Here is a 24,777-nt window from a genome sequence, read left to right as displayed (position 1 = left end):
TGTAGGGCCGTCTCGGGGCCGCCGCGACAGGGACGCTCTCCGGCCACGCCGTGATGCCCGAAGTGGTGTCGTACCAAGTCACCTTTGCGGGCAACCAGAGGTCTTCCACAACTCGGGCAACGACAGCCGCACGCCAGACCGGAGCGAACTTCGGAGATGTGGACGAGACCGCCGTCCGCACGTTCCCCGAAAGCAAGGCCGTCGGGCAACCATGATGCGTTCTCCCCGTCTTGCATGCGATCCTTCACGCAAAGATCTCGCGACCGCTGTGGCGGTGGAGGCTGCAGACTCGCGGCTTCACCGCCCATGCCCTCGGGCAGCAACTCGCGTTCAGCATCAGCCGCGGTCCTTCGCACCCTTTCGCGCCAGTTGCATGCGAAGCCGCTCTAGAACAAACTATGAACCATCGGCCAAGCGTAGCGAGAGCCTTAGCGGTCAGCGACATGTCACCTCCGAGCTCCGGCCGCACGCTGTTCTTCTTCGAAAAGCCCTCTGCGATGCGGCAGTTGCAGCGCTTTTTCCATTCGCCGAACACGGTCTGCGTGGCCGCGGAGGGACACCTTCTGTCTGCCGAGGAACCCGGTAGCATCCGGCCCGAGTGGAAGCCCTGGCGCTTCGACACCCTTCCCATCGTACTCGCCACCATCCCGGTCAGCTACGGCACCAACCGGTCCGGCCAGTCGCACGAACCGAAGATTGCTGCCATCCGGCAGGCGCTGAGCGGCGTCGAGCGTGTGATCATCGCCACCGATCCCGGACGCGAGGGCTCGATGATCGCCTGGGAGGTGCTCGAGCACCTCGGCTGGCGTGGGCGGGTCGACCGGCTCAAGCTCGGTGCGCTCGACGACGTCTCGATCCGCCGCGCCTTCGCTGCCCTGGCCAAGGAACCAAGTTCGGGCGAGCGCGACTACGCCGCCTACCTCGAGGCGCTCTGCAGGCAGTATGAGGACTACCACCTCGGCCTGAACGGCACACGGGCCATCTCGCTGCGTCTGCGCCCACCTGCTTTCCGGGAACCCTGGCGCTTCGGCGGCGTGCAGACGCCCACCCTCGCTATCCTGACCGACCTGGAGGAGCGTATCCGCTCCTTCGTGCCGCAGGACTTCTTCAAGGTCGCTTTGCACCTGGGGACCCAATCCGGTGCCGAACTGATCCTGTGGCACGCACCCAAAGAACGGATCTTCGACGTGGAGATCGCCGAGACGATCCGGACAGCCGCCGTGACGTGGTCGGGGCCCCTGACGGTCGAGCACAAGGATGTGCGACGCGCACCGCCCCGGCTCTTCTCGAAGGACACCCTCGCCCGGCGCTGCGCCAAGCGGTTCGGCTGGGATCCCCAACATACAGCGGGCATCGCCCAGGACCTGTACGATCAGGGCTACCTCAGCTACCCGCGCACGGAGTCCGAGTACCTGCCGGAGGGGCAGGCTGCTGATGCTACAACGGTGATCGTCGCGATCGCCACCGTGCTGACCGACCTGCATAGCCTCATCGCGCGGGATCATGTGCCTGTGATCCGCCGTGGCATCAAAGGGCACTACGTCAAGGATCCGGGGGAGCATCACGCGATCGTGCCCTTGCGCAAGGTCCCTGAGCGCAGCCGCCTCTCAGCCGATCAGTTCCAGTTGTGGGAGCTCGTCGCGAAGGCCTACCTGGCCGCGCACCTCCCCGATGGAATCGATGCCCGCACCAGCGTGACTGCCGAGGTACGGACGCCGATTGGCCCGAAACGGTTTGCCGTTTCCGGCAACGTCATACGTGCGCCCGGGTGGCGTACGGTCTACGGCAGCGAGACGGAACTCGAAGCGGACGCCGTGCCCGGCAAGGCCAGGCGCGAGGGGGAAGCCATGTCCGCCCGCCTACCGGTTGTAAACGACGGTGAGGGCGCATCGGCAGTAACTGCTGACATTGCTACCGCGATGACCGAGCCGCCGCGGCGGATCACCCGAGGCGAGCTCCCGGTGGTGATGGGCCGATTGATCGATCAAGTGGATGATCCGATGGTCAAACGCGCCCTGGAGAACCCGGTCAACCCGAACGAGCCCAAGGGGCTCGGCACGGCCGCCACGCGCGATACGATCCTGCCTAAACTCTTGAAGAGCCGCTACATCACGCTGTCCAACGGCAAGGATCCAGCCATCGAAGTCACCGAGGTGGGGCTGGCGTTCATCACGGCGGTGCGACGCGTGTTCCCGGCCTACGGTGATCCGGTGGGGCGAGCGACGTTCGAGGCGGAGTTGGCAGAAATCGGTCGTGCCAAAACGCGCGCTGAGGCCATCCAGCGCGCCGACGCGTTTCAACATCGCACGCGGGCGCGTCTTGATGAGCTGATCGCCGTGATCTCGAACTCACCGGTGGTCAGCCTCGACCCGAGTCTGATCCCATACGGTCAGGCCGACAATCAGCCACCAACCTCGGCCATGCTGTCGTTCGCAGTGAGCTTGGCTGAGCGAAAGGGCGTGAAGCTGCCGCGCGGCTGCAAGAGCAGCATCAGCGTCTGCCGGGCCTTTCTGGACACCCATGCTGGGCCGCGCGCGCCTCAAAACGACGGCGTCAGCCAGCCCGGCCAACAGCGTGTTCCGAGCGCGGCGATGCTCAGCTACGCGCGCGGTCTGGCGGAGCAGCGCGGCATCACTTGTCCGACGGAGATCGAGACGAACTTCGACGCATGTCGTCGCTTCCTCGACGCACACGCCTCTCAACCGCGGCAGCGGACACCAGAGCCAAGCTCCGGAGGAGCGAGAGGCAACAAACCTGCCGAACGGGAAAAGCGACGGGACAGGGGGGGCGAGATGCCTGGAAAGGCAACGACTCGGCGTCGTGCCTGAAGCGCTCGGACGCGGATATCCGGGCTCTCAGCTCTCGATCGTGAAGCCCTGGATGGCTCGCGAAGTTCGTAACAGTTCATCGCGGATTTCGTGCCGGCGTCACGCGCCCTCAGCGGCCTGGGAGCGCAGCCAGCGTTTGCTCGCATGTGCGCTGCTCGGCCACGGCAATCACCGCCTCAATGGTACGGCATGTCACAAAGCCAAACAGTTGCGGCAGCAGGTTTCCATCGCGTGCCGCGCTGTAAAGACGGAATGACGCCCTCAAACCCAGCGCAACCCAAACGTTGGTCCTGCACCGGCACAGCCAGCCGCCGCTCGCCCGCCACCAGGCTCTGGTCACGCGCCAACGAACAACTCTTGAGTATGCCTTAAAGCGCAAGCGGGAAGTTGCAGTTCAGCCCGCGCGCAGTGTGCTTCTGTACGACAAATCCGAGGCCGGTCATGGCGTCTTTACCGTCGGACCGCCTCTACGGAAGCGCCCTGACCCAGCCACGCGCGCAACTTGGTCCAGCGGGGCTTGGTATGACCGCCGCGGACCGCGATGCCCAGCGCCTTGCGCTGCCCGAGCAGCACGACCAACCGTTTGCCGCGCGTCACGCCCGTGTACAGGAGATTCCGCGCCAGCATCGTCCAGTGCTGCATGGCCAGCGGGATCACCACCGCCGGGTACTCCGAACCCTGCGACTTGTGGATGGTCGTCGCGTAGGCCGGTACCAGCGTGTCGAGTTCGCCGTAGGGGTAGACCACCTCGCGCCCGTCGAAATCGACGATCACCGCGCCCTCGTCCTCGTCGATGCGGGCGACGGTTCCGAGATCGCCGTTGAACACCTCCCGGTCGTAGTCGTTCTGGCTCTCCATCACTCGGTCGCCGGGTGAGAAGCGCCAGCCGAACCGCTCCACCGAGATGGCGGGGTTCGGGTTCAGCACCGCCTGGAGTTCGTGGTTGAGGTTGCGCGCGCCGAGCACGCCGCGCTGCATCGGGGTGAGCACTTGCACGTCGCGCACCGGATCGAGGCTGAAGCGCGCCGGGATGCGTCTGGTCACCACCTCGATCAAAGTCGCCACCGCCGGCTCGGGCTCGTCGATCTCGATCAGGTGGAAATCGCTGTCCGCGCCCCGCGCAGCCGGCTCGGGCATCTTGCCGGCGTTGATCCGGTGCGCATTCACGACGATCCGGCTCTCGGCCGCCTGCCGAAACACTTCGGTCAGCCGCGCCACCGGGATAGCCCCCGAGGCGATGACGTCGGCCAAGACCTGCCCGGGCCCGACCGAGGGCAGCTGGTCGACATCGCCGACGAGGAGGAGCGCCGCGTGCTCCGGCACCGCCTTGGTCAGGGCGTTCATCAGCGGCACGTCGACCATCGAGGTCTCGTCGATCACCAGCAGGTCGCAGGCGAGCGGGTTGTCCTCGTTGCGCGAGAAACCTCCGTGCTTCGGGTCGATCTCCAGCAGGCGGTGGATCGTCTTGGCCTCGAGCCCGGTCTGCTCGGTCATGCGCTTGGCCGCCCGGCCGGTCGGGGCGGCAAGCAGCACCTGCACACCCTTCGCCCGCAGGATGCGCAGGATCGTGTCGAGCGTCGAGGTCTTGCCCACGCCCGGACCGCCGGTGATCACCGCGAGCTTGGCGCCGAGCACCAGTCGCACGGCTTCCCCTTGCGAGGGCGAGAGCGTCTTGCCGGTCTTGTCCTGGACCCAGGACAGAGCCCGGGCGAGGTCGATCTCGGGCCAGGGCGGTGCGCCTTTCATTCGGCGGAGCAGCCGCTCGGCGATCATCCGCTCGGCGGCGTGCAGCCCAGCCAGGAAGATGCACGCCTTGTCGCCGAGGATATCCTGCACGACCTCGCCGGTCTCCAGCACGTCGAGCAGCGCCGCGCGGATCAGCGCCGCGTCGATGCCGAGGAGGTCGCCCGCGAGCTTGATCAGTTCCGCAACCGGTAGGGCACAGTGCCCGCCGTCGGTCGCCGTCTGCAAGGCAAACGAGATGCCCGCGCGCAGCCGCTGCGGCGCCTCCGGGGTCAGCCCGAGCTTCATCGCGATGGCGTCGGCGGTCTTGAAGCCGATGCCGCGGATGTCCTTGGCCAGCCGATACGGGTCCTCGGTCATGACCGCGATGGCGTCGTGGCCGTAGGTCTTGAAGATCCGCACCGCCCGCGCCGTGCCGACGCCTTGGGCGTGCAGGAACAGCATGATCTCGCGCACCGCCTTCTGCTCGGCCCAGCCGGCGATGATGCGGGCGGCACGCTTCGGGCCGATGCCGGCGATCTCGGGCAGTCGCTGCGGCTCGGCCTCGATGATCTCAAACGTGCCTTCGCCGAACGCCGCGACGATGCGCTTGGCCATGGCCGGACCGATGCCACGCATGTGGCCGGACGCGAGGTACTTCTCGATGCCCTCCACCCCGGTGGGCGGCGTGACCTTGAGGGTGTCAGCCTTGAACTGCACGCCGTGCTGCCGATCCGTGTGCCAGATGCCGGTGGCGGTGATCCACTCGCCAGCCGCGATGGCGGGGGCATGCCCGATCACCGGGACGAGGTCACGCTTGCCCCGGGCCTGGACCTTGAGCACGCAGAAGCCGGTTTCGGGGCTGTGGAAGGTGACGCGCTCGATGGTACCGGCCAGCGCCTCGATCTCGGGACCGGCCGAGCCGGGGAATGCGCGCGCAGCCACGACGGCTATGAGATCCTACGAGCCTGCCCCGGAGTCCGGCGCCCCGATATTTCGCGGGGCGCTTTGCTCAATATGGGCCGCCGTTCACTTGATGTCATGATGCTGATCGACACAGCAGGCTGTGTGGGCGTTTGCTCGATTTATGAGAGACCAGTCATGTTCGACGTGACGAAGATGCTGGCCGACGCGCTTGGCGAGCACCTCGCGCTCACCTACCAGCGCACCTTCGGCAGTCGTGAACCGCGTTTCGCCGAGGTGATCGAGGCGTCCGCACGTCTGACCATCGAGCGCATCGTCGGCAGCGATGCGCTCTACCACGACGGCGACCACACCGCCCTCGTCACCCTCGTGGCCCAGGACATCCTGCGCGGCCGGTTCCTCGACAAGGGCATCACGCCGGAGGATTGGCTGCACATGATCCTGGCGGCGCTGTACCACGACATTGGCTACGTGCGCGGTGTCTGCTCAGGCGACCGGGCGAAGGCCTTCGTCATCGACGCGCAGGGCACGACCATCGGTTTGCCACGCGGTGCATCGGACGCGGCGCTGGCGCCCTACCACATCGAGCGTTCGAAGCTTGCGGTGCAGGAGCGCTTCGGCACGCATGATCTCGTCGATGCGCAGCGGGTGATGCGGGCCATCGAGTTGACCCGTTTCCCCGTGCCCGCGGACGACGAGCACCGGGAGACCGGGACCGAAGCCGGCTTGATGCGTGCGGCGGACCTGATCGGGCAACTCGGTGACCCACTCTACCCACGCAAACTGAACGCGCTGTTTCATGAGTTCGCCGAGGTCGGCCTCGACGAACAGCTCGGCTATGCCAGCCCGGCCGACCTCGCGGAGCGGTATCCGGCGTTCTTCTGGGGCAAGATCGAGCCGGTCATCGGCGACGCGGTGCGCTTTCTCGATCTGACTGTCGAGGGGCGGAGCTGGGTGGCCAACCTCTACAGCCATGTGTTCGCGATCGAGCATGACCGTCGCCGCATGGGACCGCACCCAGGCTGAGCCGCACCGGCAGACTTCAGGGCTGGCGATCGTGGTGATAGCTTTTGACAAGTATCGCGCTCATGCCACGAGGTATCGCCGGCCTCGCGCCCAGTGCCGCCGTTCGTCCCAAGCTGGCAGTATCCCAAGAGCGGATGCGGTCCCGGTCTGGCGACAGCCCCACAAACGGATGTCACTTCCCAGCTGCTCGGCATCGAGCCCGGGATCCGCAGATCGCTCATTCGCCGAAGATCCGTTGTTCTGCCTTAAGGCCGGCACGCCCGCCGGCCCCGGGGGGCCTATACCCAGGTCGAAGCGGGCGCATGGGGAACAGCAGCGGAAACTCCAGATTGGTGCCGCTTGGTGTTCACGTCGCCAAAGTCAGCGCACGCCATCGGTGCTCGCTGGGTGAAAGCCCGTAGTGATTTTTAAAGCGCCGACTGAAGTGGCTCTGGCTTTTGAAGCCGCAACCGTAGGCGAGGGGCCCGATGTCTAGGTGGGCAAATCCGGGATCCGCCAGCCGCTGCGCGGCGACCTCCAAGCGCCGCCGCCAGATCCAATCGGCTATGTTGCGTTCGTGCTCGTGGAATAGCTCCTGGAGATAGCGCAGCGAAACGCCCACAGCGGCTGCAAGCTGAGCAGGGTCCAAGTCCGCGTCGCCAAGGTTGGCCTCGATGTACGCAGCAGCTCTCTGAACGATGAGGGTACCCTGGAGGTTCTTAGGCACTTCATGCGCGAGGCGCTCTGCGATGCTGGCGACGATTAGATCGATACCAATGTAAGCCATGCGCGTGGCCATGTTCGGCGTCAGGTGTTCATGCGTACAAACCAATTCATTGAAGAAGGTCGTCACAAGCGAGGTCCCGGGCTGCTCGGTACCGATCGTCAAAGCTGTGTAGCGTCGCGTCGATCCGAGCACGCGTTCAAGGCACTCGCGAGGTACTTCAATGAAGAGCGTTCGCGTGTCGGCGTCGGATGCCATCGTGGTCGGTCGACGATCCAGCACCACCATGTCACCGGCTCGCTGGATCGAGGTGCGGTCATCTTGAGCACTGAAGACCTCACCACTTAGGGTGATTGCGACGTTTAACGTGTCGTGCTTGCCGTGACGGCGTATCGTGTCCGAGGTTGCCGCGGTGTTGACTGCGCTCTGCGTCACGCGGGTGATGAGCAGGGGACCAACGTCGGCAGCCTCCATGACGCCCTTGAATACGCCATCGCCAAGCGGCGTCAGTTCGACCGGCACGATCCGTTCGAAGATCGTCTCGCGCCAACGGCGGAACCTGTTTTTCGGCTTCTCGTCCGCCGTCGAGAACAAAGTCCTCATAGCGTTTGTCTGAGTGCGTGCTTCTGCTTGCGCGTTCGGGCAAACGGTAGCACGCGCACAGGCAAGCGCAACGGGACACATCGAGCTACATCTGGGGCTGATTCCTTTCAGGAGCCTGCACGTGCCCGCCTCGACCTCAGCCAGCCCCCTGTCATTGACCGACCTGGCGACCGGCATCGTCTCAGCTTACGTCTCGAAAAACCGAGTGCCTGTTTCTGAACTGCCGACTTTGATCACAAAAGTGCATGATACGATCGTAAGTCTGGCGACCGGCGTGGCGGCGGTTGCGACTGAACCCTCTCTGCAGGCGCAGATCGACAAGCCGAGCCCGGCGCAGATCCGCAAGTCGGTCCAACAGCATGGCATCATCAGCTTCATCGACGGCCGGTCCTACAAGACCCTGAAGCGTCACCTTACCGCCCACGGGTTGCACCCGCGGAGCTACCGAGAGCGCTATGGTCTGCCGGCCGACTATCCGATGGTCGCTGAGGAATACGCGCAACATCGCTCCAAGCTGGCTAAGGCGATCGGTCTCGGTGTGCCGGGGGTGCGCTCCGTTCAGCTCAGAACCGGAACGGACGGCTGATCGACGTTCTTACGGGACGCCAGTAGAGCGTTGCCAACATTCGATTGGCTCAGGAACACCCTCCACGTCGACATTCGTCACGGTTGATCGCCTGAGCTTTCCGGCAATCGGCTGGGCCAACCTGCCTAGGGTATCGAGCCCTCCCTTAACCAGGCAGCCGCCGGACGTCTCGAGTTCAGCGTCCTCATCCGCCCCATTAATCTGCAGTTGCCAGTATTCATAGAGAGAAGCGGCGCATGCATGACCGCCGGACATAGATACGAGTGAAGCCGATAGCCTGCTCTCCGTCGACTACAGCCGACGAGTTTTCAATCCGGATCTTGGGCCGCCAACGCACCAGAGCCGACGTGGGCGTTCGGCACTGGCAACAAACTCAACAGCATATCGGCGTTTACCGTTGTGAAATCAACGCTATAAGGGCACTTCGAAGCAGATCTGGTCGAACCGGCTTATGAATTAGCGGGACTCCGCTGTCCGAGGCCTCCCGCATGCGAACGGGCGCAGTGTCGCCAGTAATGAGGATCGCCGGGATCGGCCGTTTCCAATGTTGCCTCAGCATTGCGATGGCTTCGGCGCCCGTTTGGCCCCCGCGCAGCCGGTAATCGCAAATCAGCGCATCGGGGGCGGGCTCGTGCCCGGGGAACCGTGCAACGTCGCTCGGGTCCTCAAATGCCCAGCACAAGCATCCCCAACCGGAGAGGAGCGCCATCATCGCGTCGCGAACGATGGCATCGTCATCAACGATCATAATACGCGAACCGGTCAATCTGCCCCCCTCTAGATTGCCCGCGGGGCGATCGTCGTCGGCCTCGACTTCGAGCGTTCTGGGAACAAGGATGCGAAACACGCTGCCGCTCCCCTCCCTCGACGAAAGAGAGAGTACGTGACCTAGTGCCCCGGCGATGCCCCGGGCGATCGCGAGCCCCAGCCCAAGTCCCTGGTGGCGGTCGCGTTCGGGATTGCCGAGCTGATAGAACTCGCGGAAAATTTCCTCTCGTTTGTCCTCGGGGATGCCAATGCCAGTGTCGTAAACTTCGATCGACACATTCGCGCTTCGGCGGCGGCAGCCGATGAGCAAGCCGCCGTGATCCGTATAGCGGATAGCGTTGAGGACGAGATTACGCAGGACCAGTTCCAGCAAGGCGGCGTCTGAGACGATTGCTAGATCCGTTTGCGGCGTTCGGTAGATCAAGCCCTTGGCATCGGCAAGATGGGCCAGATCGTTCTCGATCTTGTCGAGCAGGGGTTGAAGTTCGAAAGCTCTCGGTCGAGGCGTGACGACTCCAGCCTCGAGGCGCGAGAAATCCAGCAACGTGTTGAGCATATCAGTCGAGGCGACGTTCGCGGTCTGAGCATTTTGGAGGATCCGCCGCTGAGGGCTGGCGAGACTCGTCTGGCTCAGAGCCTGGAGGAACAAGCCGAGGGCATGAACGGGTTGGCGCAGGTCGTGACTGGCGGCCGCGAGAAATTGCGACTTTGCGGAATTGGCGTACTCGGCGTCGCGACGAGCGAGGTGGGCAGCGGCAGTCTCAGCGCGTAACTGCTCGATAAGGGCAGTGTTCTCGAAACGAAGTTCGATAGACTCTCGGACGCGACGGCTGGCAAGCACGACCTGACCGTACTGCCCGACGACGAAGAGGATCGAGCAGATCGCCAGCGCTCGATAGGGGATACCGCCTAGCGACCACAGGGTCACCGACGCTAACGTGACTATGGGGATGACGAGCGCAAGATAAAGATGGCGCCGTGGTGCCAGAAGCGAGACGCCGTTGCTGCAGGTCGCCCCCAGCAACGACATCGTCAGGATGCTCACCGCAGGGACTTGCAGCGGGAGTGCGATCCATATCAACGAACCCAGGATCGAGCCTTCGACGATTTTGCTCAGGAAGACGACGCGCTCAATCCGGCGCGCACTCGCGGGTTCGCTCACGGTATGGCGCATACGGCGAGCAAAGGCAGCCGCCGCTACTCGCTCGACTAGGAACGCGACATACCAGCTCAGTAGGACGGCATGAGGCGCCAGCGTCCACAACACGAGCAGCATGAGCGTCGAGACGAGGAAACCGACGGCGATCGACTGCATGACGCCGTCCAGAACGAGCCGCAGCTCCTCGGCGACGATTCGGTGGTCCTGCGATAAAGTCATCGAATGAGGCCAAGCTGTTGAGCCTTGAAGACAGCTTCAGCGCGCCTGGCGACTCTCAAGACCGATAACAAACCCTGCACGTGGCCGCGAACCGTATGCTCCGATAGACCGAGACGCCGTCCGATCATCTTGTTGGACAATCCCCGTCCGACGAGGGTGAGCACCTCTGCCTGCCGTGGCGTCAACGATGGACAGATGGCGCCGCCGACACTTGGAGTAGCGGGAGGATCCTCCAGCATCTCGCGCAGGACTGACATCATCCTGTCTGGCCGGTCCGTCTTGGACAGGAAAGCACACGCTCCCTGAGCGAGCGATGCGCCAACTGTATCGGGCATATCCAGGGCGGAGACGACGACGATTCTGGCGGCGGGCCAGCGTTGCTGGAGCAGGCCCATCCCTTCAAGGCCACTCAAGCCGGGCAACTGGATGTCCAGGAGGACGACCGTAGGCACGACGGCGTCGATGGTGAGGGCCTCGTGCAGTGATGCGCAGTCGACGATCGAGATACTGTCAAATGCCGTCGCTAGCATCGACACGATGCCGGATCGGAATAGCGCGTGGTCGTCGATGATGAGGATCGCTTCCTGCGCCATGCCCAATCCTGTTTAGTGCAAACGCCTAAGCGCAGTCATGCTCCGTGGACCAGTCCATATGGACTGGTCCACGGAGCTTTCGTGATCGGCTAAGCACGAATCCGAGGGCGTCCATCACACCTTCGGTTGAGCATGCAGAAGGCCAAGAGAAACGATTTCCATGCTGGGCAAGCGTTCGCATCATCGTGCCCGGTGCAGACCGCATTCCACATCGCGCTGACAACTTTACAAACTTCGTATGAATGGGAAGGCAAGGTGCTGGTAATTCCCGCTGGGCGGAGTTCGGAAGCAGGCCGGAGCAGCCATGCGGCCGTTGTGCGCGAATCGTGTTGGGTTTGAGTACGAGCATGCTCTTACATGTCAGCCTGAAGGAAACTCATGATCAATCGATGTCGGGGACGGCGCGGTATCGCTAGATCTCTAAGGCGCAGCGTCATCCTGAATGCATCTGCACCAACTTCCTATGCAAGAGGGCCCCTGGTCTTGCGATGGATAGGTGCTGCCGCGAAGAAGCGATGCAAAGCGGCCGGCAAGGAGGAGACGGCCATGCCTATTTCCGAGAATGTGACGAGGCTCACCTGGGCTCAGACATTCGGGCGTCGGACGATTTCCCATACATCTGATGGAATTCCTGACCGATATGCTCACGATCAAAAATTGACCGAGCAATATGAAAGCCCCATCGCGTTTTAAGCGATCCGTAAATAATAAGTCGTCGCCGAGTCCAAAGACCATTTATTGTTAATTATTTTCGACTATATATATGAAAACAAATTGCTTTGAAGACAATTATGTTGGTTTCGAAGGCCTTTTATCGTACATTGTTGAACTTAACTTATAATTGCTTTTATTCATGAGTTGAACCTTCCATTTTTCCAATTGAATTAACATTTTAAAATTTTGTGGCGTCCGCCCGTAGCGCTCACTACTCTACGGATGGATCCGTCTGCTTATGGCATTGGCTGCTTTTCGAATCCGTCGATGGCTTATAGCCAGCTCAAGACAATGGTTGGCCGGAAAGCACGGCCCCCTTCGCGCACAATTCGCTCTGCTCAGGCCAGTGAAGCGTAGAGACGCCCCGAAAGACGTGTCCGATTCAACGCGCCGTGACTATCAAGCCTGCTCACATCCGTAGGACAATCTTTCCAAAATGCTCGTTTTGCTTCATGCGCGCGAGCGCGGCCGGCGCATCTGACAATGGAAATCTGCTGTCGATCGGCAGGCTAAACTGTCCATCCGCGACGCCTTGCCAGAGGTCTGCCCGGACGCGGGCGGTGATCGTGCGCTGTTCTTCGATCGACCGTGTTCGGTTGGTCACGCCGATGTAGCTGATGCGCTTGGTAGCGTGCAGGTCGAAATCGAACTCACCGCGGCCTCCCCCGAGCCGACCGACGTTGATGATCCGTCCGAGGACAGCCGCAGCCTGCAGGTTGCCGTTGGCCACCGGCGCCGAGACTTGGTCGATGATGACGTCGACGCCCTTGCCGCCCGTCGCTTGCCGGACCTGTTCGGGCCAGGTCGGATCTTTCGTGTCGACCGCCAGTGTCGCGCCGAAACCGGACAGGCGCGTGCGGTGCTCGGGGTTTCGCGACGTACCAATCACCACGGAGGCCCGTTGCCAACGAGCGATCTGCAGCGCCATCAGCCCGACCCCGGAGCTTGCTCCCTGGATCAACACCGTCTCGCCGGGGCGCAGGCGTGCCTGCGTGACGATCGCGTCGTGCATCGTCTGCAAGGCCACCGGCAGAGTAGCGGCCGTCTCGAACGACATGCTCGCCGGCAGCGGCAGCGTGCGCCCATAATCCGCGACGGCATATTCTGCATATCCGCCGGCGCCGGAACACATGACCCGATCACCGGGATGAAAATCTGCTACCTCGGCCCCGACCGCCACGATCTCGCCAGCCCATTCGAGGCCCGGTATCGCATTGGGGCCGCCGGCGGTGCCGTGCGGCTGCCCCGCGGCGACGGCCAGATCAGCGCGATTGAGGGCGGCTGCCCGGACCCTGACGAGGACCTCGGTCGGCTTCGGCACCGGGGTCTCGACCTCCGCCAGAGCAGGTTCCTCGGGCCCGGCGACGACAGCTTTCATCCGTGCCGCTGGCCGGTCCTCAGCTGCGACGGCCGAGGAGGAAAGAAGCGTTGCCGTCGCTCCTACAAGGAGGAGCCGTCGGTCGAGGTCCATGGGTCACTCCCACTTCCATGCCGGCCCGAGGTCGAGCGAGCCGCGTCGATGGCCGAGTTCTGATCTCGCCGCCCGACAAGGCCTTACTGAGGCGGCGTGAGCCCATCTTTGCCGACGGCGATCCGGACGGCCTTCAGTCTGTTGCCATCGCGCTCAGCCGTAATGAAAACCCTACCACCCGGCTGAACGATCGAGCGGTCGGCCGGCTCATAGGCCACGATCGGGGCCTGTGGCGGCACGAGAATCGTCAGGGACCGGTCCTTGTCGTAGGTGACGACGAGAGTTGTCGCATCGCCGGCCCGCCCACTGCTTGCGACCGTACCATTGGTCATCGCGCTCTTCACCCTCGGGCCGCCTCCAGTTCTTACGGTGCCGTTCGTCATCGCGCTCTTCACGCGTTTGCCGCCCGCCAGGGTGTCGGGGATCGTATCCCAGTCGCGATGCCCCTCGCCGGTGCCGCGCATCGATTCAGGAAAGATGTGGATTTCCAGGGCCGTCGGCGGATCGCTACCCTTCGTAGCGGTGCCGATGAAGTCGCCCTCCCGAATAGCGCTGAGGCTGGATCTGGCGAGGAGTGCGAAACGCGTCTGCGGGGTAAACAAGACAGCCTCTGTCTCGCCGTCGATCGGTCGGATCTTGACAGTTTCACCGTCGACCGCCTCGATCGTTCCCCTCAGACGCTCGATCTGCGCGGCGTCGCAGGGGCCGTGCGCGAGCGCCATCAGGCCGGCGAGTGTCACGGTGGCGAGACGTTTCATGGAAGCTCCTGCTCGGCGAGGCGGAAACGAGGGATTGCCGCATTCCGGCCCGAACCCGCGCCCAGTGGCGTCATGGCCCTAAGCGATCGGGCTCCACTGAAGCGGAACGAACCTGAAGCCGTCAGCCTCCTTGAGGATATGGCCCACAGCCGGGAACGGTGCGTGGTAGAACGAGACTTGCAGCCCCTCTGCCGAGGCCATGTCCAGCATCGCCTTACGCGTGTCACTTGCCTGACCGGCATCCATGTCGAACACGGCCGCCCAGTCCGGATTACGGACGAAGAGAGCCGGATGGTTGGCCGTGTCCCCCATGAGCATCTGCTTGGCCGAGTCGGATCTCAGCATGAATGCCGTGTGGCCGGGGGTGTGGCCGTACGCGGCCACGGCGATCAACGAAGGCACCACTTCCTCGCCCGCGGCGAAGCGTGCCACATCGGCCGTCATGGGCCCGAATACCCGCTTCGTCGCCGCGAACGTCGGCTTCCACCCGTCCGGCGCCCCCGCCATCCGGGCTTCGTCGGTCCAGAACGCCCATTCCGCCTCCGGGACGTGGACCCGCGCCTTCGGGAAGACCGCAGACCCGTCCTTGCGACGGATGCCGCCGATGTGGTCCGGGTGGAAGTGGCTGATCACGATGTCGTCGACGTCAGACGGTTCGAAGCCGGCTGCGCGGAAATTGGCCATCCAGTAGCCCGTCGTCGGCGGCCCATTATCGGCGAAGCCGGTGTCGACCAGGATCGTGCGCCCCCGGATCCGCAGGACGACCGAGGTGAAGGTTAAGGGCAGGGCGTCGGAGGGAAGGAACGCGTCCGCCATCGCCTGCTTCAGCGCAGCCGGCGGTGCGTTGGGAATGAAGCCGTCGAGCTGCCGCAGTGCGAACCCATCGTTGATCGCCGTCACCTCGATGGCACCGACTTTGTAGCGGTAGAAGCCCGGTGCCTGCCTCGCGGCCGGAGCTTGGGCCGAGGCAGGGCCGCACACCGCAAGCGGCATCGCAGCGAGGGCGGCAGGCTGCGCAACTCCAGCCAGCACGGTTCGTCTCGTCACCATCGCAGATCCTCGATCGGTCCAGCGGCCTTCTGCGGCTCACAGATGTCAGAGCGACATCTCATCGCGACGCGACAAGGCACAGCGTTGAACTAGCGCCCGATCGCGCCGTTTCGCGAGAAGAGCGTACGCGTTCCGCGACGAGCCCCTCCATCTGTTCTGCGGCTGGATGCCTCGGCCTAATATGAGGTGGTCGGCGCAGGAAGTGTCCGAACTGAATAGTCTCGCACGGGAGCCGAAGGTCCACTCCGCAGTTCCACTTACTCCGAAGCGGACATGCTGCTTCCGGCCAGCATCAGCCGCGTCGCATCGCTCGCATGAATGTCTCAGATGGGTGGAAGCCGCCTGTCCACTTCCGAGCGAAAACTCGTCAAATTAGACGCTGCCGTCATGCCCACAGGCGACCGAGCCTCTCCTACGCAAGAGTTGAGGGTTCACGCGCGGCAGTCGTTGTGGGGCTGCCGAGGTATCCTACGGCACCATCGCTCCCTGCGTCTCGACATAGACCGCGTAGATCGAGGTGCTCGCCGCCATGAACAGCCGGTTCTTCTTCGGACTCCCGAAGCAGAGATTGGCGCAGGTCTCGGGCAGGTTGATCTTGCCAATCAGGTCGCCCGACGGCGTGTAGCAGCGCACTCCGTCCTCCTTCGGGTCGGCCCAGCCCATCGAGCACCAGACATTCCCGTCGACATCGGTGCGGACTCCGTCGGTGAAGCCCGGCGCGAAGCCTTCGGCGAAGACGCGGTCGCCGCTGAGTCGGTCGCCCTCGACCGTGAAGGCGCGGATATTGGCCCGCCCACCATGGGTGATGCCTGAATCAACGACGTAGAGGATCTTCTCGTCGGGCGAAAAGGCGAGGCCGTTGGGCCGATCGATGCCCTCAGCCGTGACCTTGGCCTGCCCGGTCGAGGGATCGAGCCGGTAGACCCGGGTCGGCAGTTCCGCCTTATCCTTGTGACCCTCGTAGAACCCGTCGATGCCGTAGCCCGGATCGGTGAACCAGATCGCGTTGTCGGAGGCCACCACCACGTCGTTGGGAGCGTTGAGCGGTTTGCCGTCGAACGTGTCGATCAAGACCGTGATCTTCCCGTCCGGCTCGGTGCGGGTCACCCGGCGGGTATCGTGCTCGCAGGTGATCAGTCGGCCCTGGCGGTCGCGGGTGTTGCCGTTCGAGTAGTTCGAGTTCGCCCGATAGACGCTGACGTGGCCGTTCTCGAGCCAGCGCATGATCCGGTTGTTCGGGATGTCGCTCCACAACAAGTATCCGCCGTCCCTAAAATAGACTGGGCCTTCCGCCCAGCGGAAACCGGTGGCGATGCGCTCGATTGCGGCGTTGCCGACCTTGTAGCGGAAGCGCTTGTCGAGCGCCTCGACCCGCGGATCGGGATAGCGGGTACCCAGCAGGTCGCCGAGGGGCAGCCGGTCGGCCCGGGCCGCGACCGTGGTCGCCGTCAGGGCGGCGGCGCCCGCGAGGACATCACGTCGATTCATCACTCGTCTCCTCCGGTCCGGTCTTCGTGCCCGACCGGAGGATTGTATGGAAGCCGGGCACGCTGTCTCGTGGTTTTCTGATGGATGAGGGGATGGTGCTGGATCCGGACGTGGAACGGGGAGGCGGTGCGCTCGTGAGAGAGACACCATGGCCGGCGGAAAGATACGCAGACCCGGCGAGAACCGGCCCGGCTGATCCCACCAAAAACCTCCGGCGGCGTTCGGTGACCGGACGTTTCGCTCAGGTCTTTCTGATGTTCCAGAGGATGGGAAATCCGAGGACCCGGCCCGTCAGATTGCGCCGGAAAGAAGTCATGGATCGATAGGAGCCGACTGGTACGTAGGCCACTTGGTCGAGCGCGACCCGCTGCATCTCCGCGCAGAGCGCCTTGCGCACAAGCACATCCGGAGCGGCGAACCAGGCGGCGCGGAGTTCCTCCAGCTTCGGAATCGACGGCCAGCCGAACCAGGCACCTGCGCCGTTGGCTCTGAGCGGTTGAAGCGCCGCCGGATCAGCATTGTCGAACGACGAGAACGTGGTCAGCAGCACGGACCAGCCGCCCTTATCAACGGGCTCGCGTGAGACGCGGCGTTGGATGACCGTACCCCAGTCGCTCAGGGCCAGATCCATATTGAAGCCGATACGGGGCAGCAGATCGGCCGCGACCTGGGTGATCGCCGAGGGCGCCAGGATATCCGTCGGACCGATCAGCCGAACCTTCGCGCCGTTATAGCCCGCGGCTTTCAGCGCCGCCCGCGCCTTCTCGATGCTTCGCGGGGCTGTGAGCACCTCCATGCCGGCATCCGTCGCCATCGGCGTTCCCGGCGTGAAGATCCCGCACCGGTCGTCATAGTTGGCGGGATCATCACCGGCCACGGCTGCCATGAAGTCGCTCTGAACGATGGCCGGCAGCACCGCCCGGCGCACCTCGACATCGTCGAACGGTGGCTGCAGGTGATTCATGCGCAGGATGGCTGGATTGGTGAAGCGGTCGAGCCCTTCCACGACGATGTTACGATTGCGGGCGAGGAGCTGCTGGAGTTCCGGCGGTGGCTGCTCGTACCAGTCGATCTCGCCGTTCTGCAGCGCAGCCGCCGCAGTGGCGCCGTCGGCGATGATCTGCCACTCGACCCTGTCAAAATGGGCGACTTTGCCGCCGGCGGTCAGGCTCGGGGCACCGGGAGCGGGCGCATATCCCGCGTGCCGCTCGTAAACCATCAAGCTGCCCGAGTTGAACTCGTCCGCCTTCCAGCGGAACGGCCCGGAGCCGGTGGCATCCGTGATCTGCTTGAACGGATCAGTCTGCGCGATCCGCTCCGGCATGATGAAGGCGGGTTGGCTGACGCTCGCCAGTGCGTTCGGCAGCAGCGGGAAAGGCGCCTTCAAACGGAAGACGATGTTCGCATCACCGTCGTGCACGATCTCGTCGGTCGCGGCCATCAACGTCTGGCCAAACCCGTTCCGCGCGGCCCAGCGCCTGATGCTGGCGACGCAATCGCGCGCGAGGACGGGGGTCCCGTCATGAAAGCGCAGCCCCTCGCGGAGGGTGATCGTCACTTTCCGCCCATCCTGCTCGACCCGGTAGCCGGCCGCCATCTGGGGCTGGGGCTGCAGGTCGGCATCGAGGCCGAACAGGGTATCATAGACGATATAGGCGTGATTGCGCGTCACGATCGCGGTCGTCCAGATCGGGTCAATGGACGTCACGTTCGCCTGGGGCACCATGCGCAACACCCGGGCGTCTTGCGCTCGGCCGACGATTGGCGCTGCCAGTGTCGAGGCCCCTGCGGCGAGGAATGTGCGTCGCTTCATTGTGGCCCCCAACGAGACGCACCAGCATAGCAACCGCCGGACCAACGCGAGAGGGCGCGCGCCATGTCTTTGCAATCGCTGATACAGTGCCTCCCGATTGTTGCGGCAGAACGGCCCGTGAAGCTCCCGGCGCATTAGTTGCGGGTTAACGTGAAGTTTGCTCCGAGCGTCCCGGATCGGTGTGGTATGCGCTAGCTACCGGCCAGCGTCAGTAGCTCACGCCGCTGATCAGACCGCCCTCAAGCGGATGTTGCGAGGGCCTGCGCTGGGTCAGGTGCGGAAGATGACCGCCTACCGCAAGCGGAAGATCCGCAATGTGCCCATCCCGGTCATTTGGGCCGCCTCGGACGCTTCTCCACGGCAGGCATTCATTGTGATGACTGCGACGCCGGGCCGCCATTCGTACAAGGCCAGCTTATGGAGCGTGCACTAGAGCCGGTCCCGGGCTGGTGGCGACGGGTGAGTGGGTGGTGCGTTGACGGGTGACCACGATGATCGGCACTGACGGCCCGGTCGTGCGCACGCTGTTCAACCATCTCGGGCCCAGGATCGTTGGCGTGGACCAGGCACAGGCGAACGCCACCGCCACCATGGCGCTGGTCGCCTTCGGCTACCGCGACAGCCCGCTCTTAGCTCGACTTTGGCCATTCATGCGGCGTGGCAGAGCACATAGGCCCAGGGCGCTGGCAAGCGGAAGCGGAGTTTTGTTCAAGCGCGTCGGCACGGTGATGTTGCCAAAGTCCGCTCGCGCCAGATCGCACAGCGCACGGTGGCCAGAGCGTCGGCGAAGGTTGGGCGCGGTTTGAGGATGCGGTGGACGTTCACGAACCGCCGCTCCTGCGCGCGGCCCATGATGCGCACGACGCTTGTCACCGTGCGCTGCCCCGGCGTGAGGATCGCGCCAACCAGCAGGTTTTGGGCGTGTCGCCACGAGCGGTGGACGAACAGCGGTGCGAACGCCAGGATGATCCCGGCGAAGCGAGGGGGCAGGCGGAGCATGGCGGCGTCTCTTGGCGGGCACACCACCAGCCTATCTGTTACGCCCGCTTCCTCACCTCCGCCCACTCGACGCGCAGTAAATGGCCAAAGTCGAGCTAAGAGAATGACGGGCACCCCGGCGCCCTGCGTGCCGGCGACCGGATGCTGGACCTGCCCGTCCAGCATCGGAAGGAAGGAGCTTGGGTGCAGACACATCTGCACCGGGCCCTCGACCCGTCACGTCCCACCTTCGTGCTCGCTCTGCCGAACGGGGGACCATGCCCCGAGGATCTGGCGGGGGTGGACGGCGTCGTCGTTCAGCTTGCCCCGGTCCCGAACCATGCGGAGCGGTTTGAGGCGGCGTTCGGGGGCAAGGGAAGCGCGGTGTTGGTGCGGCCGGATGGCTATGCTGGCTGGATCGGCCCGCTGTACAACTCGGCCGGACGGGTCCGGACGTACCGGGACTGGCGGTTCTCGCAAGGTCATATTGATCTATCCAAGCGTCACGTGCGGTGCATTGCCTAATAAAATCAGCAGATCCGAATGAAGAATCAGAGTGCGACCTCCCAGCTTACGTGCTGGTATTTTATCAGCAGCAATTAGCGTATACATCTTAGATCTTGAAATTCCGATTAGACGAGCCGCATCCGAAACCCCATAAGCCAAGCGCTGATCCAAATTTGACACATCAAGATCCAATCCACGTATTGTGAAGGCAGCTTTCTTATTCGAGTATTTATTTCACCATTTGCATAACTTTCTCCGAAAATAAATCATCTCATATTATATCTTCTCTTCGGCGCTAAAACTAAAATAGAAACGATCGTTCGCCGATCGTAACTATTAGTCCGCCGAGCCACTGCCGATCATTGAGCTCCTCTAGGATAACATTTTCAAGAACAGGCTTATCATCCACAAAAACCTTATACCAAGTAGATTTCAGATAGTGAGAATAAATAATATTGTTATCATATTCAAATTCTTCGAAGATCATTCGAAATATTATATCTGTATCAAAGCACTTAAGCGCATCGGCATTGTCATCGTGTGCATACGATACAATCACGAATTCACGATCTTCACCTATGTGCTTAAAACAATCATGAATTTCTGCTGGATCTGAGCCTCCATAGAGCCGAGTCAAGATTTCGCGCATGTCTGCAGCGTATCCAAAGACAATTGGATAATCCAACTGCCTCACCCCAGACATATTTGAATTGCTATGATTCATTTTGCGATTCCTAGTAGTTTGATATTAGACCAACAAGGCCTATTGAAGCTTAAATTCCAGCGTAATATGTCTAAATTCGCCACACAACATCATATCAACACGCATCTCTCGCATAAAACACAATATATCGGTCGGACGCTTGAAACTAAAAATGAATGGTCCGGCAAAAGAACCCCCGTGTTCTACGTATCCAGTCTTATCGCTCAAGTAATCTATGATATTTTCGCCAATGCACGCCAGATCGATTGGAGAGTAACTCTTGTCGTTCGTCGAAATCTTAGCAACTCCGACAATTTCATTGGGCGACCATTCGAAGCCAAGCCATGGCAACTTGTCCAAATTCTGCCTTGCTGCGCTCAATTTAATCTTCATAGCCTTGATGCCCTTCATTGATTTCCCGCGGCTCCCATTTTTCGCAGTCGCCCCGAGCAGCTCGCAAACGAGCGTCCCAGCGCGTCAAAGTGCATATAAGCGGCTGGCCCATTTTACTGGACTTTTCACACCAAACGGCCCCGTGTATGTGGCAACGATGCCTAAGCTGACACCCGAGCCTGACCTCTGCCGTCCGTACTTCCAGTGTGAGGTTGCCGCACTGGAATGCTTGGAGCGGGCTCGATGGCCGCACGGCCCTATCTGTCCGCATTGCGGCTCTACAGGGCAGCACTACGACCTACGAAAAACCCGTCCCGGCCTGCGGAAGTGCTGTGAAAGATTTTGCCGTAGACAATTCTCGGTGAAGACGGGAACTTGTTTCAATAGATCTCACATACCTACAACAAAAATACTTCAAGCTATTTATCTAGTTCATGCCCACAGAGGAAAGAACAACATCGAGAGCGTCAGGATAAACTTAAAAATTGACTGGAAATCTGCCGAAAGATTATTCCGCCGGGTAGAAGATGGTGTATTACGTCACCGGATAGGAGATACTGGAAGAAATTATGCTCTAATGACGGATAAGTTGCGCAACAATCCTTCAGATGCCGTAGTTGCAGAAGTAGATGAATTTTGTTTCAATTTTTCTTTGAACGCGTTATTCAGACTCAACGTAAGGCCAATGTCATAATAGCCTGCAATGCCGGGCCAGCGCCAAAGCGAGATGCAGGAAGTGCTTTCGCGGCTCGCCGGCGTTTACGCTCCAGGCGTGCAGCAGACGGCGGGTGTCACCGTTGCCTATGTTGCCGGTGTCGATCGGTGGGCTCGGCTCGAATACGCCATTCGGCGCCCCTACGAACCAGAAGCCCGGCTCGACGCATAACGCCCGGGCAATTTGCACCAGCCGGTATGGGCTAAGCCGAAGTGTGCCAGCCTCGTAATCCCGGTACGTCCGCTCGTTGAGTCCCAGCACCTCGGCGCGGCTGTAGGTCGTGTGCCCGAGAATCATCCGCTACAGCCGGATGCAGCTGAGCTTCTCGGCCACCTGAAACGGACTGATCGCAGCGACACCCCCGCCGACCTTTCACCCGGTGCAGGCACTGCCATCGCACAGACGTTTAACGGTCAGATCAGGTCGGCAGGTCCTAGCTCCGGCCTGCGCGCTCAAAAGCTGAGAAAACTTGAGTCGCGTGATATGGCTTGGGCACGAACCGTCCATGGTCCGGCACGTCCTCGTCGGTGAGCTGGCACCGCCCGGACGTGATCACCAAGCGGATGTGCGGCCAGTGCTCCGCGACGCGATTGGCCAAGCCAAAACCGTTCAAAGACCCCGGCATCTCAATGTCGGTGAACAGCACATCGATGTCGTCGCGGCTCTGCAAAATGATCCAAGCCGCATCGCCGGTGGGTGCTTCAATGACCTGAAATCCAGCGTCTTCGAGCATATCGACCGCCATCATGCGCACGAGGCTCTCGTCCTCCACGATCAACACTGTAAACGGGACGGGTATGTGTGCGTCGGCCATGAAAGACCTAACGGCATCGCGGCTGGACAGTTGCGGCTCTTCTCCGAAAGCGGCATGCGACTACCACGTGTGGGTAGCAGCTCTGGGGGATCGACCGACACTGCCGTGCACGAGCGGCGTCGGCCCCACCATATCGTTCGAAACGATGATCGGGTCCAACAGCTGGCCGGTGATCGATGGTCGCGCAGCCGGTTCGCATCGGCTTGAACCCGATTTCCCCATCGCTTGTGGACCGAACCACCCCGCCGGTCAGCGGCCGGCGCCTCAGGGTTGCAATAGGTTAATGAACGGTTAAGCTCGCTACTTAAGTACGAACAAAGGGGCGAAGCATGAAACAGTCGGACGCGCATCGCGACATCATGCCAGCGGAGCAGTCGCTCCCTGCCGTTTCGGTCCATCAAGCTCACGAGTCTGAAATCCAGCAAGAGCGGATGCGGCGGCTCCACAATGCACGCGCGAGCCAGCGTGCCGCCCGGCACCACCGGATCAACGGAGTGGCGCTGTGACCATCCTGGATCCGATCACCGGCAAGCTCGTGACGATCGAAATCCCCAAGCCACGCCCCCAGCGTCCACGATAGTCGCGAGCGGGCGCATGTCGGTTCGACATGCTATGCCCCGCCGAGTACCCCGGGGAATTCCTCCTCATGGGTGCCACCGGTGAATTTCCCGAGCCGCGCCTTCGTTAAGACCTCGTGTCTAATATGGCACCCTGATTAGGGTGTCGCTGCTTGGCTATGCCCCGTCACGAGCGGTCGCAAAGCAGTATGAGCGAGCTGGTCCAGACAAGTAACCTCGCCGATCGCCTCGATGCATGGTCGGCATGGACGACTTGGACGGTGCTGGCGGCCGGTGGCCTCGCGTTGATCAGCGCTGACCGCATCTTCCCAGCAGTGGGTATGGGACCCCTGTTCATACCGCTCATCGCGCTCGCCGGTTGGCGGCTTGGGCTACGTGCAAGCTGCTTCGTCACCATCATCGCGTGCTTCTTGAATATTTTCCCGCACCACGTTCATGAAGTCGGTCTTAACCCGGACGTGGCCGTCGCTCGTGGGATCATCCGTTTCAGCGCTTACGGCTTCACCCTCGCGGTCATTCACGCGCTACGCCGCACCTACGACCGCGAGCGCGTCCGTGCCACGCATGATGCGCTGACGAACGCTCTGAACCGGGCGGCATTCGATCGGGAGCTGGAAACCTTGCTCGACGCTCGTGAACCCGGCGATCGGGCGGTTGCGCTGGCGATGATCGACGTGGACGACTTCAAGCGCATCAACGATACCCATGGTCATGGCGTTGGCGACCATGTGCTGCGCGAGCTGACAGCGGCCGCGACGAGCGCTCTCCACGGGCGGGGGCGCCTTTTCCGACTGGCCGGAGACGAGTTTGCAGCGCTGATACCGATCGCATCCACTGCGGCGGGCCGGCCGACGATCGAGCGCTTCCACCAGGAGCTCTCAGCCGCACTCGGACAATCGCGGTATCCGACCACGGTCAGCATGGGCGGTCTGGTCTTCCAACCCAGCTCATTGTTGGATCGGGCGGCACTCATGCACGAAGCCGATGGCCACATGTACGCGGGTAAGGCGGCAGGCAAAGGCAGAGTCCGCATTGCCGCGCCCTGGCCGGTAGCCATCGCCAACACCGATCCAGTGCCGACCGGTGCGGAGCTGGTTCCGGCTGTGTGAACCACGGTGGCACTCACGCAAGCGCCCATGCGCTGCGATCAGCCTCGGCCGCTTTTGCTCTGCGAACCTCACTTAGAGCGCCTAACAGAACCGTTTGATCTGGTTGAGGGTGATGAGGCTTGCTGCGAGGCTTGTGAAGGCCTCGTAGATGTCGGCGCGTCGCTCGTAGCGGACGGGCAGGCGGCGGAAGCGGTTGAACCAGGCGTGGGTACGCTCGACCACCCAACGGTGGCGACCGAGCTTGTCGCTGCTCTCGACACCACGCCGAGCGATGCGTGGCACGATCCCGCGCGCCCTGCATTCGTGCCGACGTGGTCTGGCATCGTAGGCTTTGTCGGCGTGCACCTTGTCTGGACGGCGCCGCGATCGTCCTCGTCGACCACTCCGCAGAGGCGGGATGGCATCGAGGGTAGCCGCCATCATGACGCTGTCGTGCCGGTTGGCCCCGCTTAGGCGGAAGCCGAGCGGGGTGCCGCGCGCGTCGGTGACGAGGTGGCGTTTCGTGCCCGGCTTGCCGCGGTCCGTCGGGTTCGGACCGGTGGCAGGCCCCCTTTT

23 protein-coding genes and 1 pseudogene are annotated in these 24,777 nt (G+C 62.5%); 7 read left to right on the top strand and 17 right to left on the bottom strand.

Features of this window, described 5'->3' with window-relative positions; translation table 11 throughout:
• Nucleotides 1-443: 443 nt before the first annotated feature.
• Nucleotides 444-2,828 (top strand): type IA DNA topoisomerase, encoded by a 2,385-nt coding sequence (locus BM228_RS25110; protein ID WP_208612096.1) that lies wholly within the window; start codon nucleotides 444-446, stop codon nucleotides 2,826-2,828.
• A gap of 192 nt (nucleotides 2,829-3,020) precedes the next feature.
• Here BM228_RS25110 and BM228_RS36145 read toward each other — a convergent pair.
• Both BM228_RS36145 and recD2 read right to left on the bottom strand, forming a co-directional pair.
• Nucleotides 3,021-3,083, bottom strand: a pseudogene (locus BM228_RS36145) (DUF4186 family protein); the annotation flags it as partial.
• A gap of 195 nt (nucleotides 3,084-3,278) precedes the next feature.
• Nucleotides 3,279-5,495 carry an SF1B family DNA helicase RecD2 gene (recD2, locus tag BM228_RS25105; protein ID WP_208612095.1) on the bottom strand — a complete coding sequence of 739 codons (2,217 nt, stop codon included), beginning with the start codon at nucleotides 5,493-5,495 and terminating at the stop codon, nucleotides 3,279-3,281.
• A 156-nt stretch (nucleotides 5,496-5,651) separates the two neighbouring features.
• Between recD2 and BM228_RS25100 the strand changes: the two genes are divergently transcribed.
• On the top strand, nucleotides 5,652-6,500 hold the full coding sequence (locus tag BM228_RS25100) for a metal-dependent phosphohydrolase (protein WP_092044866.1): 849 nt from the start codon (nucleotides 5,652-5,654) through the stop codon (nucleotides 6,498-6,500).
• A 346-nt stretch (nucleotides 6,501-6,846) separates the two neighbouring features.
• Here BM228_RS25100 and BM228_RS25095 read toward each other — a convergent pair whose 3' ends face one another.
• Nucleotides 6,847-7,806 (bottom strand): helix-turn-helix domain-containing protein, encoded by a 960-nt coding sequence (locus tag BM228_RS25095; RefSeq protein ID WP_092044865.1) that lies wholly within the window; start codon nucleotides 7,804-7,806, stop codon nucleotides 6,847-6,849.
• 121 nt (nucleotides 7,807-7,927) lie between these two features.
• Here BM228_RS25095 and BM228_RS25090 point away from each other — a divergent pair, with 121 nt between their 5' ends.
• The gene (locus tag BM228_RS25090) at nucleotides 7,928-8,392 is read left to right on the top strand and encodes a Ros/MucR family transcriptional regulator (RefSeq protein ID WP_092044863.1); all 465 of its coding nucleotides are present in this window, start codon (nucleotides 7,928-7,930) and stop codon (nucleotides 8,390-8,392) included.
• Between the two features lie 391 nt (nucleotides 8,393-8,783).
• Here BM228_RS25090 and BM228_RS25085 read toward each other — a convergent pair whose 3' ends face one another.
• From BM228_RS25085 to BM228_RS25045, 8 genes are all read right to left on the bottom strand, one after another.
• Entirely contained in the window at nucleotides 8,784-10,538 is a 1,755-nt protein-coding gene (locus BM228_RS25085) for an ATP-binding response regulator (protein WP_092044862.1), read from the bottom strand.
• The gene (locus BM228_RS25080; RefSeq protein ID WP_092044860.1) at nucleotides 10,535-11,131 is read right to left on the bottom strand and encodes a response regulator; all 597 of its coding nucleotides are present in this window, start codon (nucleotides 11,129-11,131) and stop codon (nucleotides 10,535-10,537) included. Before BM228_RS25080 ends, BM228_RS25085 begins: the two co-directional genes overlap by 4 nt.
• Before the next feature lie 1,123 nt (nucleotides 11,132-12,254).
• Nucleotides 12,255-13,223 (bottom strand): zinc-binding dehydrogenase, encoded by a 969-nt coding sequence (locus BM228_RS25075; RefSeq protein ID WP_092044859.1) that lies wholly within the window; start codon nucleotides 13,221-13,223, stop codon nucleotides 12,255-12,257.
• 176 nt (nucleotides 13,224-13,399) lie between these two features.
• Nucleotides 13,400-14,074 carry a metal ABC transporter permease gene (locus BM228_RS25070; RefSeq protein ID WP_092044857.1) on the bottom strand — a complete coding sequence of 225 codons (675 nt, stop codon included), beginning with the start codon at nucleotides 14,072-14,074 and terminating at the stop codon, nucleotides 13,400-13,402.
• A 78-nt stretch (nucleotides 14,075-14,152) separates the two neighbouring features.
• Nucleotides 14,153-15,124 (bottom strand): MBL fold metallo-hydrolase, encoded by a 972-nt coding sequence (locus BM228_RS25065; protein WP_092044856.1) that lies wholly within the window; start codon nucleotides 15,122-15,124, stop codon nucleotides 14,153-14,155.
• 468 nt (nucleotides 15,125-15,592) lie between these two features.
• Entirely contained in the window at nucleotides 15,593-16,612 is a 1,020-nt protein-coding gene (locus BM228_RS25060; protein ID WP_092044854.1) for an SMP-30/gluconolactonase/LRE family protein, read from the bottom strand.
• A gap of 241 nt (nucleotides 16,613-16,853) precedes the next feature.
• A complete protein-coding gene (locus BM228_RS25055) occupies nucleotides 16,854-18,425 on the bottom strand; it encodes an ABC transporter substrate-binding protein (RefSeq protein WP_092044853.1) in 1,572 nt (523 codons plus the stop codon).
• Nucleotides 18,426-19,133: 708 nt separating this feature from the next.
• Nucleotides 19,134-19,424: a hypothetical protein gene (locus tag BM228_RS25045; RefSeq protein ID WP_244537302.1), complete on the bottom strand. Its 291-nt coding sequence runs from the start codon at nucleotides 19,422-19,424 to the stop codon at nucleotides 19,134-19,136.
• Nucleotides 19,425-19,565: 141 nt separating this feature from the next.
• Between BM228_RS25045 and BM228_RS34035 the strand changes: the two genes are divergently transcribed.
• Nucleotides 19,566-19,928 (top strand): aromatic-ring hydroxylase C-terminal domain-containing protein, encoded by a 363-nt coding sequence (locus BM228_RS34035; protein WP_342030181.1) that lies wholly within the window; start codon nucleotides 19,566-19,568, stop codon nucleotides 19,926-19,928.
• On the opposite strand, the gene BM228_RS35910 is transcribed toward BM228_RS34035, so the two are convergent.
• From BM228_RS35910 to BM228_RS34830, 3 genes are all read right to left on the bottom strand, one after another.
• Nucleotides 19,896-20,090 (bottom strand): helix-turn-helix domain-containing protein, encoded by a 195-nt coding sequence (locus BM228_RS35910; RefSeq protein WP_280142353.1) that lies wholly within the window; start codon nucleotides 20,088-20,090, stop codon nucleotides 19,896-19,898. The two genes, BM228_RS34035 and BM228_RS35910, sit on opposite strands and share 33 nt — an antisense overlap.
• Before the next feature lie 121 nt (nucleotides 20,091-20,211).
• Nucleotides 20,212-20,634 (bottom strand): hypothetical protein, encoded by a 423-nt coding sequence (locus BM228_RS34030; RefSeq protein WP_139234192.1) that lies wholly within the window; start codon nucleotides 20,632-20,634, stop codon nucleotides 20,212-20,214.
• Between the two features lie 39 nt (nucleotides 20,635-20,673).
• Nucleotides 20,674-21,024 (bottom strand): hypothetical protein, encoded by a 351-nt coding sequence (locus BM228_RS34830; RefSeq protein ID WP_167367815.1) that lies wholly within the window; start codon nucleotides 21,022-21,024, stop codon nucleotides 20,674-20,676.
• Here BM228_RS34830 and BM228_RS36140 point away from each other — a divergent pair.
• On the top strand, nucleotides 21,014-21,700 hold the full coding sequence (locus BM228_RS36140) for a transposase (RefSeq protein ID WP_425284993.1): 687 nt from the start codon (nucleotides 21,014-21,016) through the stop codon (nucleotides 21,698-21,700). The genes BM228_RS34830 and BM228_RS36140 overlap by 11 nt on opposite strands.
• Here BM228_RS36140 and BM228_RS25030 read toward each other — a convergent pair.
• Complete coding sequence (locus tag BM228_RS25030; RefSeq protein WP_092044847.1) at nucleotides 21,695-22,018, bottom strand: helix-turn-helix domain-containing protein; 324 nt, start codon at nucleotides 22,016-22,018, stop codon at nucleotides 21,695-21,697. The genes BM228_RS36140 and BM228_RS25030 overlap by 6 nt on opposite strands.
• A 136-nt stretch (nucleotides 22,019-22,154) precedes the next feature.
• Nucleotides 22,155-22,535 (bottom strand): response regulator, encoded by a 381-nt coding sequence (locus BM228_RS25025; protein ID WP_092044846.1) that lies wholly within the window; start codon nucleotides 22,533-22,535, stop codon nucleotides 22,155-22,157.
• A 329-nt stretch (nucleotides 22,536-22,864) separates the two neighbouring features.
• Here BM228_RS25025 and BM228_RS34825 point away from each other — a divergent pair, with 329 nt between their 5' ends.
• Both BM228_RS34825 and BM228_RS25020 read left to right on the top strand, forming a co-directional pair.
• Complete coding sequence (locus BM228_RS34825; protein WP_167367813.1) at nucleotides 22,865-23,041, top strand: hypothetical protein; 177 nt, start codon at nucleotides 22,865-22,867, stop codon at nucleotides 23,039-23,041.
• Nucleotides 23,042-23,301: 260 nt separating this feature from the next.
• A complete protein-coding gene (locus tag BM228_RS25020) occupies nucleotides 23,302-24,222 on the top strand; it encodes a GGDEF domain-containing protein (RefSeq protein ID WP_167367812.1) in 921 nt (306 codons plus the stop codon).
• Nucleotides 24,223-24,303: 81 nt separating this feature from the next.
• On the opposite strand, the gene BM228_RS25015 is transcribed toward BM228_RS25020, so the two are convergent.
• On the bottom strand, nucleotides 24,304-24,777 hold a 474-nt coding region (locus BM228_RS25015), incomplete at its 5' end, for an IS5 family transposase (protein ID WP_139234190.1).

The organism is Methylobacterium pseudosasicola (genome assembly GCF_900114535.1).
Lineage (GTDB): Bacteria > Pseudomonadota > Alphaproteobacteria > Rhizobiales > Beijerinckiaceae > Methylobacterium > Methylobacterium pseudosasicola.
The sequence above is the reverse complement of the archived record's forward strand: the minus strand, read 5'-3'. Positions and strand labels throughout refer to the sequence as shown.